This is a genomic window from Methylobacterium sp. GC_Met_3 (genome assembly GCF_026540775.1).
Classification (GTDB): Bacteria; Pseudomonadota; Alphaproteobacteria; order Rhizobiales; family Beijerinckiaceae; genus Methylobacterium.
Genome location: NZ_JALNUL010000001.1, coordinates 214,986 through 231,871 on the forward strand (window position 1 = coordinate 214,986; position 16,886 = coordinate 231,871).

Genomic DNA, 16,886 nt, shown 5'->3' on the forward strand with positions numbered 1-16,886 from the left:
CACAAGGGGGAGGAGAGCGCGTCTCCCCCAGCCGATGTGTGAATATCGTAGCTCTGCGGGGGAGGGAGAGGCGCGCGACGATCAGGAGGACTGTGAGAGAATGCTGAAGCCTCTGCGGACAAGATCGGACGAGAATCTCCCGATGCGGGCTTCACTCCTCGCGGCCCTGATGTTCGCCGGCCTCATCGGCACGGCTTCCGCGCAGCCGTCGCCGGTCCTCCAGACCCTCGACGACGCCAACACCCGCTATTCCGATCTCGCACAGATCGACGCCGGCAATGTCGGGCGCCTCAAGGTCGCCTGGACCTTCTCCACCGGCGTGTTGCGCGGGCACGAGGGCGCGCCGATCGTGGTCGGGCATCGGATGTTCGTGCACACGCCCTTCCCCAACATCGTCTACGCCCTCGACCTCGACCACGACGGCAAGATCCTGTGGCGCTACGCCCCCCGGCAGGATGCGGGCGTGATCGCCGTGATGTGCTGCGACACGGTCTCGCGCGGGCTCGCTTACGCGGAGGGGCGCCTCTTCCTCCAGCAGGCCGACACGACGGTCGTCGCCCTCGATCCGGAGACCGGCCGGGTGCTGTGGTCGGTGAAGAACGGCGATCCGGGCCGGGGCGAGACCAACACCGCCACGGTCCTGCCGGTCCACGGCAAGCTGATCGTCGGGCTGGCAGGCGGCGAGTACGGGGCACGCTGCCACGTCACGGCGTACGATCAGGCCAGCGGACAACGCCTGTGGCGCGCCTACGCCACCGGGCCGGATGCCGAGATGCTGGTCGATCCGGAGAAGACCACGGAGCTCGGCCGTCCGATCGGCCGGGATTCCTCGCTCAGGAGCTGGGAGGGCGACCAGTGGCGGACCGGTGGCGCCTGCAGCTGGGGCTGGTTCTCGTACGATCCCGCGCTGAACCTCGTCTATTACGGCACCGGCAATCCCGCGACCTGGAACCCGGCCCAGCGCCCCGGCGACAACCGCTGGGCGATGTCGATCATCGCCCGCGACCCCGACACCGGCATGGCCCGCTGGGTCTACCAGATGACCCCCCACGACCAGTGGGATTATGACGGCGTCAACGAGATGATCCTCACCGAGCAGGCGATCGGCGGGCGCTCCCGGAAGGTGCTGACCCATTTCGACCGCAACGGTTTTGGCTACACGCTGGACCGGGCGACCGGCGCATTGCTGGTGGCGGAGAAGTTTGACCCGAGCGTCAACTGGGCGAGCCGGATCAGCATGGATCCCGCCGCTTCCGATTACGGCCGTCCGGTGGTCGACAAGCGCTACGCGCCGGGCGAGGCCGACGAGGACGAAACCACAAAAAACATCTGCCCCGGGGCGCTCGGCGCCAAGAACCAGCAGCCGGCGGCCTACTCACCCAAGACGCGGCTGTTCTACGTGCCGACCAATCACATGTGCATGGATTACGAGGCGTTCCGGGTGACCTACACGCCCGGCCAGCCCTATGTCGGCGCGACCCTGACCCTGCACCCGCCCGAGGGCTCGGACCGGACCGGCGCCTTCATCGCCTGGGACGGGGCGAAGGGGCGGATCGCGTGGTCGCTTCCCGAGCCCTTCTCGGTCTGGTCGGGGGCGCTCGCCACCGCGGGCGACATCGTCTTCTACGGCACGCTCGAAGGCTACCTGAAGGCGGTCGATGCCCGGGACGGGCACGAGCTGTACCGGTTCAAGACCCCGTCCGGGATCGTGGGCAACGTCACCACCTACCTGCACGACGGCAGGCAATACGTGGCGGTGCTCTCGGGCATCGGCGGCTGGGCCGGGATCGGGCTGGCGGCCGGGCTGACCGACCCCGCCGACGGCTCGGGGGCGGTGGGCGGCTACGCGGCGCTGTCGCACTACACGGCGCCGGGCGGGCAGCTCACGGTGTTCGCACTGCCGGATCCAACACCGGCTGCCGCGCACTGACGAAATCCACGAAGGCGCGCAGCGGCGCCGGCAGGTGCCGCCGGCCCGGATAATAGAGGAACGGGCCGGAAAAGACCTGCCACCAGGGCTCCAGCACCGGCTCCAGGGCGCCGCTGTCGAGCTGCGGGCGCAGCCAGTCCTCGAACAGGTGGATGATCCCGGTCCCCGCGACCGCGGCCGCCACGGCAAGGTCGCTGGCGCCGACCCGCACGATCAGCGGCCCGGACGGGTCCACCCGGACGATGGCGCCGTCGCGCTCGAATTCCCAGGGCGCCGTTAGGGCACCGCTGGGGAACCGGCCGAGCAGGCAGGCATGGGCCAGGAGATCGCGCGGATGGTCCGGGCGTCCGCGCCTTTCGAGATAGGCCGGGGCTGCCGCCGTGGCGAAACGCTGCCGCCGCGGGCCGATCGGCACCGCGATCATATCCTGCTCCAGCCGCTCGTCGTAGCGGATGCCGGCATCGCAGCCCGCCGCCAGCACGTCCACGAACCCGTCCTCGACGACGATCTCCAGGCGGATCTCGGGGTACGCCGCCAGGAAGGGCGGCACGAGCACCGGCAGCACCAGCCGGGCCGCGCTCAGCGGCACGTTCAGCCGGAGCGTCCCGGCCGGCCGATCGCGGAACCCGTTCACCACGTCGAGGGCAGATTCGATTTCGGCGAGCGCCGGGGTGAGCCGTTCGAGCAGGCGGGCGCCCGCCTCCGTGGGGGCGACGCTGCGGGTCGTGCGGTTCAGGAGGCGCACGCCGAGCCCCGCTTCGAGCCGGCGCACGGCCTCGCTGAGGCGCGACGCGCTCCCGCCCCCGGCGCGGGCGCCCTCGCGAAAACCGCCGGCCCGCGCCACGGTCACGAAGGCGGTGAGATCGGCGAGATCCTGGGTCATTGTTCGAGAATGCGCACGGCCCGTGCCGATCGTCACGACTTATCGGCGCAATCGGTGCCGTCTACATCCGGGGCGCCAACAGGAGATTCGCCATGACGGATATTGCGCAGGCCGGGACGTTCCCGCTCGGAGACCGGACCGTGACGCGGCTGGGCTACGGGGCCATGCAGCTCGCCGGGCCGGGCGTGTTCGGGCCGCCCAAGGACCGGGACGCCGCCATCGCGGTGCTGCGCGCGGCCGTGGCGGCGGGCGTCGACCACATCGACACCAGCGACTTCTACGGGCCGCACGTCACCAACCAGATCATCCGCGAGGCGCTTCATCCCTATCCGGACGGGCTCGTGATCGTCACCAAGGTCGGCGCCAAGCGCGGAGCCGACGCCTCGTGGAACCCCGCCTTCTCGGCCGCGGAACTCACCCAGGCGGTCCACGACAACCTGCGCAACCTGGGCGTCGATGCCCTCGACGTGGTCAACCTGCGCCTGATGTTCGATGTCCACGGGCCGGCGGAGGGGCCGATCGAGGCGCCGCTCACCGTGCTGGCGGATCTCCAGCGCCAGGGGCTGATCCGCCGGATCGGCTTGAGCAACGCCACGCCCCGGCAGGTTGCCGAGGGGCGGCGGATCACCGAGATCGTCTGCGTGCAGAACCAGTACAATCTCGCGCACCGGGACGACGACGCCTTCATCGACGAACTGGCGGCTGCCGGCACCGCCTACGTGCCGTTCTTCCCGCTGGGCGGGTTCAGCCCGCTCCAGTCGGACAGCCTGTCGGCGGTGGCGGCCGGGCTCGGCGCGACGCCGATGCAGGTGGCGCTGGCATGGCTGCTGCGCCGGTCGCCCAACATCCTGCTGATCCCGGGGACGTCCTCCCTCGGCCACCTGCGCGAAAACCTCGCGGCGGCGGAACTCCGGCTGCCGGACGACGCGATGGCGGCCCTGGATCGGATCGGGGTGGTGTGACGGACATCCAAATCGCGACCTCATCCTGAGGCGCCGGAGCGAAGCGGAGGCCTCGAAGGAGCACTCCAGCAACCGCCCCGATTCCTGGAGCCCTCCTTCGAGGCCGCTGACGCGGCACCTCAGGATGAGGGGGATGGGTGGGATCAGCCGGCCCCTACTTGCCCGTCATGCCGGCCACCATCGGGCAGCCGCCCTCGCTCATCGGGCGGAAGGCCTGCTCGGCCGGGATCGTCTCCAGCACCTTGTAGAGGTCCCATTCGCCCTTCGACTCGGCGGGCGTCTTGGCCTCGAACAGGTACATCGGGTGGATCTTGCGCCCGTCCGGCCGGATCGTGCCCTGGCCGAACAGCGGGTCGTCGGTCGGCAGCTCCTTCATCTTGGCCACCACCGCGGCGCCGTCCTTGGCCGAGTGCAGCGCCGCCACCGCCTTCAGGTAGTGCAGCGTGCTGGCATAGACGCCCGCTTGGTACGAGGTCGGCTTCTTGCCGGGCATGCGCGTCTCGAACCGTTTCGCGAAGGCCCGGGTGCCGTCGTTGAGGTCCCAGTAGAACGAGGCCGTGAAGGTAAGGCCCTGCGCCACGTCCAGGCCCAGCGAGTGGATGTCGGTGATGGCGATCAGCAGGGCCGCGAGGGTCTGGCCCCCCTGGCGGATGCCGAATTCGTGCGCCTGCTTGATCGCGTTGGCGGCATCCAGCCCGGCATCGGCGAGCCCGATCACCTGGGCGCCCGACCCTTGAGCCTGGAGCAGGAACGAGGAGAAATCCGGGTTCGGGAACGGCGTGCGCACGCCGCCGACGACCTTGCCGCCATTCTTCTCCACGACCGCCTTGGTGTCGCGCTCCAGGGCGAGGCCGAAGGCGTAGTCGGCGGTGATGAAGTACCAGGACTTGCCGCCGCGCTTGAGGATGGCCTTGCCGGTGCCGTTGGCCAGCGCCGCGGTGTCGTAGGTCCAGTGGACGGTGTTGGGCGTGCAGGCCGGCCCGGTAAGGTCGGCGGTGCCGCCGCCCGAGTTGATGAAGGCCTTGTTCTTCTCCTTGGTGATCTGCGCGATGGCGAGCGCGACCGAGGAGGTCGGCACGTCGAAGACGGCATCGACGCCGTCGCGGTCGTACCATTGCCGGGTGATCGAGGCGCCGACATCGGGCTTGTTCTGGTGGTCGGCGGCCACGACCTCGACCTTCAGCCCGTGCGCCTCCGGCTTGAAATCCTCGACCGCCATGCGGGCGGCGACCACCGAGCCCTCGCCGGTGGAGTCGAAGTAGACGCCGGAGCGGTCGTTCAGCACGCCGATCTTCACCGGCACGAGATCGGCGGCGAGCGCCGCGCCGGCGCCGAGCGCGCACAGTGTCCCGAGCAGCGCCGCGGCGCGGTGGCGGAGCGTCATGTCTCTCTCCCTGTCCTTATCGAATGCGGCGGCGTTGATCGGCGCTCGCGGTCTTCGAAGACAGCGTATCCGTGGGCATTCGCGGCTGATACCGGCGCGGGTGAGGATGCCGCCGATCCGTAAGCGCTACCTCTTATCCCTCCCCCTCAGCGGGGGAGGGTGACCCCTGCGTCAGCAGGGGTCGGGAGAGGGGACGCGGCTTCAGGATCTGCCGCAGCCTTCATGACGGGCACGGCCCTTTTCTGCACCGTCGCTCCCCCCTTGCGGGACTACGTCCCGACCCGACCCCCTTCGGGGGCCACCCTCTCCCGCAGAGGGGCGAGGGAGATGCACGGTTTCCGTGCGCGCGATCTACTCCCGCGGCGCCAACCCAAACATCGCCCGCGCCTGATCGGGCGTGGCCGGCTCGCGGTCGATATGGGCGAGCAGGCTCACGGCCTTCTCCACCAGGGCGGCGTTGCTCGGCGCGAGCCGGCCCCGGGACAGGTACAGGTTGTCCTCCAGACCGACCCGGACGTTGCCGCCCATGCCGGCCGCCACGGCCAGGATCGGGAACTCCGCCTGGCCGATGCCGAAGGCTGACCAGATCGCGTCCTCCGGCAGCCGCGCCCGCATCGCCACCAGCGCCTCCGGCGTCGCCGGGGCGCCCCAGGGGATGCCGAGGCAGATCTGGAACAGGGGCGGGCGCGCCAGATGCCCCTCGGCGATCAGGTGCCGGGCCAGCTCGATCTGGCCGAGATCGAACACCTCGATCTCCGGCTTCGCGCCCGCGTCGCGGATCTGCCCCGCCATGGCGCGCAGATGGGCCGGCGTGTTCAGGAACAGGTGCTCGCCGAAATTCATTGTGGCGACGTCGAGAGTGCAGATCTCCGGCCGCAACGCCGTGACGTGCCGGGTGCGGGCCTCCGGACCCACGAAGGTCGTGCCCGGGCCGGCCATAGAGGGATCTGGATCGCCCGGCACGAACCGGCCCCCCGCCCCCGTGGTCAGGTTGAGGATCACATCGGCGTTCCGCTCGCGGATCCGCTCCACCACCTCGCGGTAATGGGCGAGCTCCATGCTGGGCGCGGCGGTTGCGGGATCGCGGACGTGGATGTGGACCACCGCGGCCCCGGCGGACGCCGCGTCCAGGGCGGATTGCGCGATGGCGTCCGGGCTCACCGGCACGGCCGGGTTCTTCTTCGGCGTGTCGAAGGAGCCCGTGAGCGCGCAGGTGATGACGGTGAGGTTCGACATCTCTGGTATCCCCGAACTCACATCGCCCCGCCGTCGACCGTGATGGTCTCGCCGGTGATGTAGGCCGCCCCCGCGGCGAGGAAGAAGATCGTCTCGGCGACGTCCTCCGGCCGGGCCATGCGGCCCAGCATGGTGCGCCCGACGGTGGAGGCCTTGCGCGCCTCCGACCAGGGTTGGGTCCAGGGCGTGGCGACGAGGCCGGGCGCCACCGCGTTGACGCGCACGTCCGGCGCCAGCGCCCGGGCGAGGCTGCGGGTCAGGTTGATCAGCCCGGCCTTGCTGGCCGAATAGGCCACCGACGAGCCCCGCCGCCCGAGCCCCGCCACCGAGGCGGTGTTGACGATGGCGCCCCGGCTCGCCTTCAGCGCCACCGCCGCAGCCCGGGCGCAGCGGAACGGCCCGAGCAGGTTGGTGGCCAGGATGGTGGCCCAAAAGTCCTCGGTCATCGCGTCGAGGTCCTCGAACGCGATGGGGGTGGTGGTGCCGGCCGTGCCGGCATTGTTGACGAGCACGTGGAGGCCGCCGAGCCGGTCGATCCCGGCCGCCACCATGGCTTCCGCATCACCGGCGGCCGACACGTCGCCGGGCAGCGCGAACACCGCGAGCCCCTCCCCCGCGAGCCGGTCGGCCTCGGCGGGGCCGCGGGGATCGTCGGCCAAGTGGTTCAGCGCCACCGTGGCGCCGTTGCGCGCGAACATCTCCACCGTCGCGAGCCCGATGCCCGACGAGGCCCCGGTGACGAGGACGCGCCGTCCGGTCAGATCCGCCCCGATCATGTCCCCTCCATCCGGCCGATCCCGGCCATCGCGGCCTTGAGCGCCAGGAGCTTGCGGTCGCGCTCGCGGAACAGGTCTTCCGGAGGGCGCCCGCCCCAGTCGAAATAGCCCCTGCCGGCCATCACCCCGGTCCGGCCTTCGGCGCACAGACCGTCCAGCGTCTCGGAGCGCGTGCGCGGGGGCGGGGGCGCGTAGCTGGCGTTGGCGAGCGCACGCTGCGTCAGCTCCAGGCCGGTGAAGTCGGCCTTGGCGAGGTGGCCGAGGATCGGGATGCGCAACGAGAGCCCGTGGATGATCGCGTCGTCGATGTCCTTCGGCGAAGCGACCCCCGCGTCGAGGAGTTCGAAGACCTCGGCGCTGATCGCCTGCTGGATGCGGTTGGCGATGTAGCCGGGGATGAAGCGCTTGAGCACGATCGGAACCTGGCCCAGGCCCCGCACGAGATCGGCCATCGCGCTGACCACGGCCGGGTCTGTGCCGGGGCCGGGCACCACGTCGACGAGATCGACGATGTAGGGCGGCGTGTACCAGTGCAGGATCAGCGCCCGAGCTTGGCGCGCCTTCGGGATCAGCGGGAAGACGTCGAGATAGCTGGTGTTGCTGGCCAGGATCGTGTCGGCTGAGCAGAGCCGGTCGAGTTCGGTGAACAGGGCGCGCTTGGCCTCCGGGTTCTCGGTGATCGCCTCGATGACCAGCCCGGCGCCCGCCACCGCCGGCTCGAGCGCAGCCTCGACCCGGACCGCTCGGCTGAGCCTGTCGGCATCCCAGCCCTCCGGGGCGGCGCCCGCCTCCCGCAGGGTCGCGAGCGCCGATCCCATGAGCGCCGGTATGCGGGCGCGGGTCTCGGGCAACGTGTCGGTGATGCGGACCGCGTGCCCGTGGAGCGCCAGCACCAGGGCGATGCCGTGCCCCATCAGGCCTCCGCCGACGATTGCGATCTCGGTCATGGGGGGCCTTCTCTGCGGGATGTCGGTTCGAAGGACGGAGCGCTGCTCACATGATCGATGGCGCTGAAGGCTTGGCGGTCCAGGCCTGCCACGCGCCCTCCCTCCCCCGCAAAGGGGGGAGGGAGACGCGTTTGCGACGGCGCGTTCAGGGGCTTGGGCGCATGAGCTTCCATGCGGCCCTCACACCGTCGCGATCGGCGTCGTCGGTGAGCCGACCGCCCCGGGCAGGCGCAGGGGCGGCGCCGTCAGCAGGAAGCGGCTCCGGCCCCGCGCGCGCAGCCAGTCGGCGAGCGGCGTCAGGTGCCACAGCTCGCCGAGATTGACCCCGAGCTTGAACAGGCAATGCTCGTGCAGCGGCAGCGTCGCGCAGCAGGCGGGGCCGGGCCCGGCCGGATAGGCCTCGACGGCGTAGTTGTCGGCAATCAGCGCGCAGAGGCCGGTGCGGGTGATCCAGTCGAGGAGCCGCGGGTCCCGCCCGTCGAGCCCGGCGCAGAGGTTGTGGACCAGCTTCGGATCGGGCGCGCCGCCCATGGCGATCAGCCGCTCGGCGAAGCCCGTGTGCAGGCAGACCATGTCGCCCGGCTCCACCACGACGCCGTCGGCCTCCAGGATCCGCGCGAGCTGCTCGTAGCCGACCTTCACCTTCGCGTCGCCGAGATGGGCGCGCAGATCGATCATCATGGCGCGGCCCTGCATGCCGGTCTCGGCCAGCCGCTCGATCCCGAGATGCTTCGCCCGGGAGGGCTGATCGGCGGCCGCGGCGGTCTCCGGCCCGACGATGTCCCGGCCGCCGCGGAAGCCGTTGTAGAAGGTCGGGCCCGTGCCCGTGCCGTCCGCGTCGAACAGCGACCCGACATGGGCGAGCGAATCCCACTGCGTCGAGTATTGCAGATGGATCAGCGCCCGGTCGTCGCAGATCACGTCGGTGGCGCCGTCGACCTCCTCGCAGACCGGGAAGTTCATGTTCGGCCGGCCGTTGGCCCGCCGGGTCGGGGTGATCTGCGGCGGGTGGCGGCGCGGGTTCAGGACGTTGCCGCCGGGCAGATCGAGCGGCAGGCTGAGGCAGAAGGTGAGGCCCTCGCGCACCTCGGCGACGCCCTGGAGCACCTTCTCGGGCGTCAGCAAATTCAGGCGGCCGCGCTCGTCGTCGGGGCCGAAATCGCCCCAGGTCGAGCCCTCCGGCCGCCGCGTCCAGCGCAGGCTCATGGGGTGGGCACCCGGCCTGGCCGGGCGCCGCGGCCCGGACTGGTTCCGGGCCCGAAAGCGCGTGCGTTCCTCACCTGTCGTGCGCCCTTCTTCGAGGCCATCGAGCCCGCTTCAGCGAGTCCCGACGCGAGCCTATGCTGAGGCCGCCGGACCCGAAAGCCCGCGGCCCGAACGACTCGCCGGAAACGTCACCCGCCCCGCGCCGCCCGCCCCTTGTGATCCGTCGAGCCCCGGCTACAGTCGGTCCCAAGCCCGCGAATAAAAAATTCGGGCGTTCAATTTGAGGAAACGCCGATGACCGAGACCGCGCGTGCCGTCGTCCGGCCCGCTCAGATCCGGCGCGTGCTGCCTGCTTTGCTGGCGGCGGGCTCGATGCTCGCAGGGCCGGCGCGGGCCGCCGAGTCGATCAAGATCGGCGTGATCGCCGAGGCGCAGTCGGTGGCCGGGGCCTCGATCCCGCAGGCGGTGCAGCTCGCCGCCGACGAGATCAACGCCAAGGGTGGGATCGACGGCCGACAGATCCAGGTCGTCACCTACGATGACAAGTCCTCCGCCTCCGACGCGGTGCGCGCGTTCCAGCGGGCCGTGTCCGAGGACAAGGTCAATCTCGTCATCGCCAGCTACATCTCGGAGGTCGTGCTGGCCCTGATGCCCTGGGCGGCCCGGCTCAAGACGCCGATGATCACGCCCGGCGCGGCCTCGAACGAGATCAGCGTGAACGTCCACAAGGACTACGCGCGCAACAAGTACACCTTCCACGGCTACCTGACCTCGCACGCCTTGGCGCAGGCGGTCTGTGATTCCGCCAAGGATGTGCTGGTCGATAAGCTCAAGGCCAAGACCGCCGCGATCATGAGCGAGGACGCGGCCTGGACCCGCCCGCTCGACGCCGCCTACGAGGAATGCCTGCCGAGATCCGGGTTGAAGGTGGTGGAGCATGTTCGCTTCTCGCCGGACACGGGCGACTTCACGCCGATCTACAACAAGATCGAGGCGGCCAAGCCCGACCTGATCGTCACCGGCATCGCCCATGTCGGCGTGCAGCCGACCGTGCAGTGGCAGAACCAGCAGGTGCCGATCGCCATGACGGGGATCAGCGGCCAGGCGACCTCCTCGACCTTCTGGGCCAACACCAACGGCGGCACGCAGGGCGTGCTGTTCGACAGCGTGGCGCTGCCGGGCGTGGCGCTCACCGAGAAGACGATTCCCTTCTCGGAGGCCTTCACCAAGCGCTTCGGCGGGGCGCCGTCCTACGCGGGCTTCATGGCGTATGACGCCGTCCACTACACCGCCGAGGCGATCAAGCGGGCGGGCTCCACGGAGGCCGACAAGCTCGTCGAGGCCCTGGAGCAGACCGACTATGTCGGCACGGTCGGGCACCTGAAGTTCTACGGCAAGGACGAGCCGTTCACCCACTCGATCCAGTACGGCCCGGGCCTGATGACCAGCGTGCTCGGCCAGTGGCAGAACGGCAAGCAGGTGTCGATCTGGCCGGCGGCGACGGCCAACGGGACCCTGGTCCTGCCGCCCGCCGTCAAGCCGGCGGTCCAGTAAGTCGGGCGGGGAGAGCGCTGTGATCGGCCTCCAGATCCTCGTCGACGGCTTCGCGATCTCGGCCCTCTACGCGCTCGGCGCGATGGGCTTCACCCTGATCTTCGGGGTCTCGGGCGTCCTCAACCTGACCCACGGCGCCCTGATGGTGATGGCCGCGGTGGCGGCCTGGGCGGCCTCGGCTCTGTTCGGGCTCGGCTCCTACGCGGGGGCGGCGATCGGCGTGCTGTGCGGGCTGGCCGGTGCCCTCGTCACCTACTTCGCGGTCGTGGCGCCGATCGAGCGGAGCAAGGCGATCCCGCGGGAAGAAAAAGAGATCTTCGTGCTGACCGGCACGCTGCTCTGGGGGATCATGATCCAGGAGCTGGTCGCCTACTTCTTCACCGACAATCCGAAGACCGTGCTGCCGCTCATCGAGGGCGTGGTCGAGATCGCGGGCGTCCGTACGCCGAAGAACGAGCTGTTCACCGCGCTGATCTGCTGGGTGGTGATCGGCCTGCTCTGGCTGTTCGTGAACCGGGCGCGGGCCGGCAAGGTCCTGCTCGCCGCCTCCATGAACCCGCGGGGCGTCACCCTGCTCGGCCACGACATGGGCAAGATCTACGTGGCGGTCTGGGCGATCTACGGTCTGCTCGCCGGCATCGCCGGAGTGTTGCTCGGAATGTTTCTGGGGGTGTCCTCGTATTCGGTCGGGCCGCTCACCGCGAGCGCCTTCTCGATCGTGGTGCTGGGGGGGCTGGGGAGCGTCACCGGCTCGCTGATCGCCGCCTACGTGGTCGGGTATCTTGAGACCGCCACCGCCTACCTGATCTCGCCCGCCTACCGGGTGATCCCGGCGCTGCTGTTGCTGGTGGCCGTGATGTACCTGCGCCCGCAGGGTCTGCTGGGGCGGCGGTGATGGTTTGTCTGGGATTTTCCGATCGAAGCAAGCCGATCCCGCGCGATCTCCACGGCATCCCCTCCCCCCTCTGCGGGGGAGGGTGGCCCCCGCGTCAGCGGGGGTCGGGAAAGGGGAACCCGGCTTCAGGAAACGGCGCGCCCTTCACGCGACACGGAGCTTTATTCTGCGCCGTCGCTCCCCTCTTGCGGGACTACGTCCCGGCCCGACCCCCTTCGGGGGCCACCCTCCCCCGCAGAGGGGGGAGGGATCAGCGCGGAGCCCTTGTATCCCGATGAAGCTCCTCACCACCCCCGGCTTCTGGATCGCGATCCTCGCCGTCGCGCTCGCCGCCACCCTCCCCTGGTATGTCTCCGGCTACATCCTCGGCCTCCTGACCATCGCCTATTATTTCGGCGTGTTCTCCATGGCCTGGGACCTGCTCTTCGGTTTCGCCGGCGAGGTGAATTTCGGCCCGACCTTCCTGATCGGGCTCGGGGCCTACGGGGCCGGCATCCTCAACAACCGCTACGAACTGCCGATCCCCTACTGCCTCGCGGTCGGGACGGTGCTCGCCGTGGTCGGCGGCCTCGCCCTGGCGCTGCCGGCGCTGAAGGTGCGCGGGCCGTATTTCGGATTGATCACCCTGGTGGCGGTGCTGCTCCTGCAGAACATGATCGTGGTGTTCTCCGATCTCACCGGCGGCGAGATCGGCCTGACCGTGCCCGACGTCATCTCGATCGACGCCGACACCAATTACTGGCTGGCGCTCGGCTTCATGGCGGTCTCGGGGCTCATCCTCACCGTCATCGCGCGCTCGCCCGTGGGCCTGATCCTCCAGGCCGCCGGTCAGGACCCGGTGGTGACCGGGGCGCTCGGCTTCAACGTCGCCAAGCACAAGCTCGCGGCCTTCGCGGTCAGCGCCGCCTTCTCGGGCCTCGCGGGCGGGCTGGTGGTCTTCTACATGGGCACCGCCTCGGTCGGCACGCTGATCAACACGTCGGTCGGCGTGCAGGTGATCATCGCGGCGGTGCTCGGCGGCCGGCGCACCATCGTGGGCGCGGCTGTGGGCGCCGTGTTCCTGATCGCGGCCGGCGAGCTGCTGCGCCCGCTCGGTGGCCTCTCGACCTTCGTGGTCTCGGCGGTGGCGCTGCTGGTGATCCTGTTCGTACCCTCGGGGCTGCTCGGCCTCGGATCGCTCCGGAGAGCTCGATGACCGTCGCCGTCGCGCCCCCGCTGGCCGTGTCCCCCGTCCTGGCCGAGCCCTGCCTCAGCGTGCGCGGCCTGACCAAGCGCTACGGCGGCCTCGTCGCCGTCAAGAATATCGACCTCGACCTGCGGCCCGGCGAGATCCTGGGCCTGATCGGCCCGAACGGCTCGGGCAAGTCCACCGTGATGAAGCTGATCATGGGGCTGGAGCGCCCGAGCGCCGGCTCGATCCGCCTCGACGGCGCCGAGATCGGCGGGATGCCGGCCCACCGGGTGGCGCGTTCCGGGATCGGCCTCGTGTTCCAGCATGCCCGGCCGCTCCAGCGGCAGACCGTGCTGGAGAATATCAGCCTCGCGCTCCTGCCCGACAGCCTGATCCGGCTGGCGGCCGACCCCCATGTGGCGCGCCGTGCCAAGGAGATTGCCGAGCGCGTCGGCCTTGGCGCGGTCATCGACCGGCGGCCCGGGACCCTGCCCTTCGCGGATCTGCGCCGGCTGGAGCTCGCCAAGGCCATCGCCCGCGACCCCCGGGTGGTGCTGGTCGACGAGCCCTTCGCCGGGCTGACCGGCGGCGAGGTCGCGGCCTTCTCCGAGCTGATCCGGGGCTTTCGCGACGAGGGCAAGGCCGTGCTCCTCGTCGACCACAACGTGAAGAGCGTCGCGGCCCTCGTGGACCGGGTGTTCGCCATGTATCTCGGCGAGCGCATCGCCGAGGGCTCGGCCGAATCCGTGATGGCCGACCCGACCGTGCGCCGGGTCTATCTGGGCGGCAGCATTGAGACGGCGGCCCGGCCGGAAGCGGCGTTCAAGCCGGATTCACTGCTGACCGTCGAGGGCGTCGACGTGCTCTACGGCAAGGCGCAGGCCCTGCGCTCCGCCTCGATCCACGTCCACGAGGGCGAATTCGTCTCGGTGGTCGGCCTGAACGGGGCCGGCAAGACCACGCTGTTCAACGCCATCTCGGGCCTCGTGCCGCATGGGGGCACGATCCGGTTCGGCGGCCAGGACCTCGCCCGGATGAAGCCCGCTGCCATCGCACGCGCCGGCATCGTCCAGGTGCCGGAGACCCGCGAACTGTTCGGCGACCTCAGCGTGCGCGAGAACCTCGATCTCGGCGGCCAGCATTTCCCGAAGGCCGAGAGCGCCAAGCAGCGCGACTGGCTCTACGAGCTGTTCCCGATCCTCAAGGCCCGCGAGGGCCAGACCGCCCGCACGCTCTCGGGCGGCGAGCAGCAGATGCTGACCATCGCCCGGGCGCTGATGATGCGCCCGCGCCTGCTGATCCTCGACGAGCCGACGCTGGGTCTCGCCCCGGTGATCCTGGAATTGCTCTCGAAGGCGCTGGAGAAGCTGCGTCAGACCACGCCGATCACGGTGCTGCTCGGCGAGCAGAACGTCACCTTCGCGCTTCCGCATGCCGACCGGGTCTACGTGCTGGAGCAGGCCCGGATCGTCTGGGAGGGCCCGCCGCAGCGTTTCGCCAGCGAGATGGGGGCGAAGTATCTGTGAGGGGAGCCAGTCACACGCGCGGCTCTCCCTCCCCCGCAGAGGGGGAGGGAGATGCGCGGATCCCGGTGCGCGAATGAATCAGAGAACTCCTAGGGAGCGGACACCGTGGATTTCACCCTCTCCCAGTCCCAGACACACTGGCTGACCCGCGTCCGCGCCTTCATCGCCGATGTGATCCTGCCGGCCGCCGCCGCGGTGGCGGCGGAGCGTTCCGAGAGCCGCGAACCCTCCCCGACGATGGAGCGGTTGAAGGACAAGGCGCGGGCCGAGGGCCTGTGGAACCTGTTCCTCCCGCCCGCCCCCGAGCACGACACCGACGCGTATCGCGGCGCCGGCCTGACCAACCTAGACTATGCCCTGTGCGCCGAGGCAATGGGCCGGGTCGGGATCGCCTCGGAGGTGTTCAACTGCGCGGCGCCCGACACCGGCAACATGGAGGTGCTGCACCGTTACGGCAGCCCCGCCCAGAAGGACCGGTGGCTGAAGCCCCTGATGGCGGGGGAGATCCGCTCGGCCTTCCTGATGACCGAGCCGGAGGTCGCCTCCTCGGACGCCACCAACATCGCGACGTCGATCCGCCGCGATGGCGACCAGTACGTCGTCGACGGCCGCAAATGGTGGTCCACCGGCGTCGGCGATCCGCGCTGCAAGATCGCGATCCTGATGGGCAAGACCGACCCGGAGGCGCCCCGCCACCGCCAGCAATCGCAGATCCTGGTGCCCATGGACACGCCGGGCGTGCGCGTCGCGCGCCTGCTGCCGGTCTTCGGCTACGAGGACGCCCCCAAGGGCCATGGCGAGGTGGTGCTGGAGAACGTCCGGGTGCCGGCCGAGAACCTGATCCTCGGCGAGGGGCGCGGTTTCGAGATCGCGCAAGGGCGCCTGGGTCCGGGCCGCATCCACCATTGCATGCGCACCATCGGGGCGGCCGAGGTGGCGCTGGAGGCCATGGCCCACCGGCTGGTCTCGCGGGTCGCCTTCGGCAAGCGGATCTCTGAGCAATCGGTCTGGGAGCAGCGGGTCGCCGAGGCGCGGATCGACATCGAGATGACCCGCCTCCTCTGCCTGAAGGCCGCCGACATGATGGACAAGGTCGGCGCCAAGGGCGCCAAGCTCGAGATCGCCATGATCAAGGTCGCGGCGCCCCGGGTGGCGCTGAAGGTGATCGACGACGCGATCCAGGCCCATGGCGGGGCCGGCGTCTCGGAGGATTTCGGGCTCGCCAAGATGTACGCCCACATCCGCACCCTGCGGCTCGCCGACGGGCCCGACGAGGTCCACAACCGCTCGATCGCCCGGCTGGAATTCGGGCGCTACACCAATGCCCGGCCAGAAGCCCCGGAGGCGGAGCGGGCATGAGCGAGGCCGATGTCTTCTCCGGCGTGAAGCCGATCGAGCCGCGCCACCGGATCGACGAGGCGAAGCTCGCCGCCTGGATGGACGTGCATGTCCGCGGCTTTGCCGGCCCGCTCACCGTGCGGCAGTTCCGCGGCGGCCAGTCGAACCCGACCTACCGGCTCGACACGCCCGCCCAGGCCTATGTGCTGCGCCGAAAACCCTTCGGCCCGCTTCTGCCCTCCGCGCACGCCGTGGAGCGCGAGTTCCGTGTGATCGGCGCCCTCTACGGCGAGGGCTTTCCGGTGCCGCGCCCCTTCGCGCTGTGCGAGGACCCGGAGATCATCGGCGCGGCCTTCTACGTGATGGAGGCGGTCGACGGCGCCGTACACTGGGACGGTGCCCTGCCGGGCCTCGATCCCCACGCCCGCCACCGGCACTACGCCGGCATGATCGCCACGCTGGCGCGCCTCCACGCCATCGACCCGGAGGCAGCCGGGCTGTCCGATTACGGCCGGCCCGGCAACTACTTCGCCCGGCAGGTCGACCGCTGGACCCGCCAGTACCGCGCCGCCGAGGACGGGCGGCTGGAGGATGTCGAGCGACTGATCGCGTGGCTGCCCAAGACGGTGCCCGAGCAGCAGGGCGCCTGCGTGGTCCACGGCGATTACCGCCTCGACAACCTGATCTTTTCCCGGGACGGCGGCGTCAGCGCGGTGCTCGACTGGGAATTGTCGACGCTCGGCGATCCGCTGGCCGATTTCAGCTACCTGCTGATGCAGTGGGAGCTGCCGGCCGACGGGCGCAGCGGCCTCGGCGGCCTCGACCTGCCGGCTCTGGGCATCCCCACCCGGGACGAGGCGGCGGCGCTCTACTGCCGGGCGGCGGATCGGACAAACCTGCCCGATCTCGACTGGTACTTCGCCTACAACCTGTTCCGGCTGGTCGGCATCCTGCAGGGCGTGGCGGCCCGCGCCAAGGCCGGCAACGCCGCCAGCGAACACGCCTCCGCGATGGCGGCGCGGGTGCCGAAGCTCGCTGCCGCGGCCTGGGGCTTCGCCGAGCGGGCGGGGGCGTGAGC

14 protein-coding genes are annotated in these 16,886 nt (G+C 70.4%); 8 read left to right on the top strand and 6 right to left on the bottom strand.

The genetic code is table 11. The annotated features are described in order from the left end of the window. Nucleotides 1-142: 142 nt before the first annotated feature. Nucleotides 143-1,930 (top strand): methanol/ethanol family PQQ-dependent dehydrogenase, encoded by a 1,788-nt coding sequence (locus tag OXS27_RS01055; RefSeq protein WP_276592776.1) that lies wholly within the window; start codon nt 143-145, stop codon nt 1,928-1,930. Here OXS27_RS01055 and OXS27_RS01060 read toward each other — a convergent pair. After that, nucleotides 1,884-2,813, bottom strand: a complete 930-nt coding sequence (locus tag OXS27_RS01060) for a LysR family transcriptional regulator (protein WP_267353651.1) — start codon at nt 2,811-2,813, stop codon at nt 1,884-1,886. The two genes, OXS27_RS01055 and OXS27_RS01060, sit on opposite strands and share 47 nt — an antisense overlap. A 92-nt stretch (nt 2,814-2,905) precedes the next feature. Between OXS27_RS01060 and OXS27_RS01065 the strand changes: the two genes are divergently transcribed. Next, on the top strand, nt 2,906-3,775 hold the full coding sequence (locus OXS27_RS01065; protein ID WP_243925952.1) for an aldo/keto reductase family oxidoreductase: 870 nt from the start codon (nt 2,906-2,908) through the stop codon (nt 3,773-3,775). A gap of 154 nt (nt 3,776-3,929) precedes the next feature. On the opposite strand, the gene OXS27_RS01070 is transcribed toward OXS27_RS01065, so the two are convergent. From OXS27_RS01070 to OXS27_RS01090, 5 genes are all read right to left on the bottom strand, one after another. Further along, nucleotides 3,930-5,159, bottom strand: a complete 1,230-nt coding sequence (locus tag OXS27_RS01070; protein WP_243925950.1) for an ABC transporter substrate-binding protein — start codon at nt 5,157-5,159, stop codon at nt 3,930-3,932. Nucleotides 5,160-5,510: 351 nt separating this feature from the next. After that, the gene (locus tag OXS27_RS01075) at nt 5,511-6,395 is read right to left on the bottom strand and encodes a 3-keto-5-aminohexanoate cleavage protein (protein WP_267353654.1); all 885 of its coding nucleotides are present in this window, start codon (nt 6,393-6,395) and stop codon (nt 5,511-5,513) included. 17 nt (nt 6,396-6,412) lie between these two features. Beyond that, nucleotides 6,413-7,171 carry an SDR family oxidoreductase gene (locus OXS27_RS01080; RefSeq protein ID WP_243925946.1) on the bottom strand — a complete coding sequence of 253 codons (759 nt, stop codon included), beginning with the start codon at nt 7,169-7,171 and terminating at the stop codon, nt 6,413-6,415. Continuing rightward, entirely contained in the window at nt 7,168-8,118 is a 951-nt protein-coding gene (locus tag OXS27_RS01085) for a 3-hydroxyacyl-CoA dehydrogenase NAD-binding domain-containing protein (protein ID WP_243925944.1), read from the bottom strand. The genes OXS27_RS01080 and OXS27_RS01085 overlap by 4 nt, the downstream gene beginning before the upstream one ends. 180 nt (nt 8,119-8,298) lie before the next feature. After that, complete coding sequence (locus tag OXS27_RS01090) at nt 8,299-9,324, bottom strand: cyclase family protein (RefSeq protein WP_267353657.1); 1,026 nt, start codon at nt 9,322-9,324, stop codon at nt 8,299-8,301. A 294-nt stretch (nt 9,325-9,618) separates the two neighbouring features. Here OXS27_RS01090 and OXS27_RS01095 point away from each other — a divergent pair, with 294 nt between their 5' ends. The 6 genes from OXS27_RS01095 (at nt 9,619) to OXS27_RS01120 (ending at nt 16,884) form a co-directional block, all read left to right on the top strand. Next, nucleotides 9,619-10,878 (top strand): ABC transporter substrate-binding protein, encoded by a 1,260-nt coding sequence (locus tag OXS27_RS01095; RefSeq protein WP_267353659.1) that lies wholly within the window; start codon nt 9,619-9,621, stop codon nt 10,876-10,878. A gap of 19 nt (nt 10,879-10,897) precedes the next feature. After that, on the top strand, nt 10,898-11,773 hold the full coding sequence (locus tag OXS27_RS01100; protein WP_243925937.1) for a branched-chain amino acid ABC transporter permease: 876 nt from the start codon (nt 10,898-10,900) through the stop codon (nt 11,771-11,773). A gap of 274 nt (nt 11,774-12,047) precedes the next feature. Next, entirely contained in the window at nt 12,048-12,968 is a 921-nt protein-coding gene (locus OXS27_RS01105; protein WP_243925935.1) for a branched-chain amino acid ABC transporter permease, read from the top strand. After that, nucleotides 12,965-14,470 carry an ATP-binding cassette domain-containing protein gene (locus tag OXS27_RS01110; RefSeq protein ID WP_243925934.1) on the top strand — a complete coding sequence of 502 codons (1,506 nt, stop codon included), beginning with the start codon at nt 12,965-12,967 and terminating at the stop codon, nt 14,468-14,470. The genes OXS27_RS01105 and OXS27_RS01110 overlap by 4 nt, the downstream gene beginning before the upstream one ends. Nucleotides 14,471-14,575: 105 nt before the next feature. Then, nucleotides 14,576-15,829 carry an acyl-CoA dehydrogenase family protein gene (locus OXS27_RS01115; RefSeq protein ID WP_267353662.1) on the top strand — a complete coding sequence of 418 codons (1,254 nt, stop codon included), beginning with the start codon at nt 14,576-14,578 and terminating at the stop codon, nt 15,827-15,829. Continuing rightward, the gene (locus tag OXS27_RS01120) at nt 15,826-16,884 is read left to right on the top strand and encodes a phosphotransferase family protein (RefSeq protein WP_267353664.1); all 1,059 of its coding nucleotides are present in this window, start codon (nt 15,826-15,828) and stop codon (nt 16,882-16,884) included. The genes OXS27_RS01115 and OXS27_RS01120 overlap by 4 nt, the downstream gene beginning before the upstream one ends. Nucleotides 16,885-16,886 lie beyond the last annotated feature (2 nt).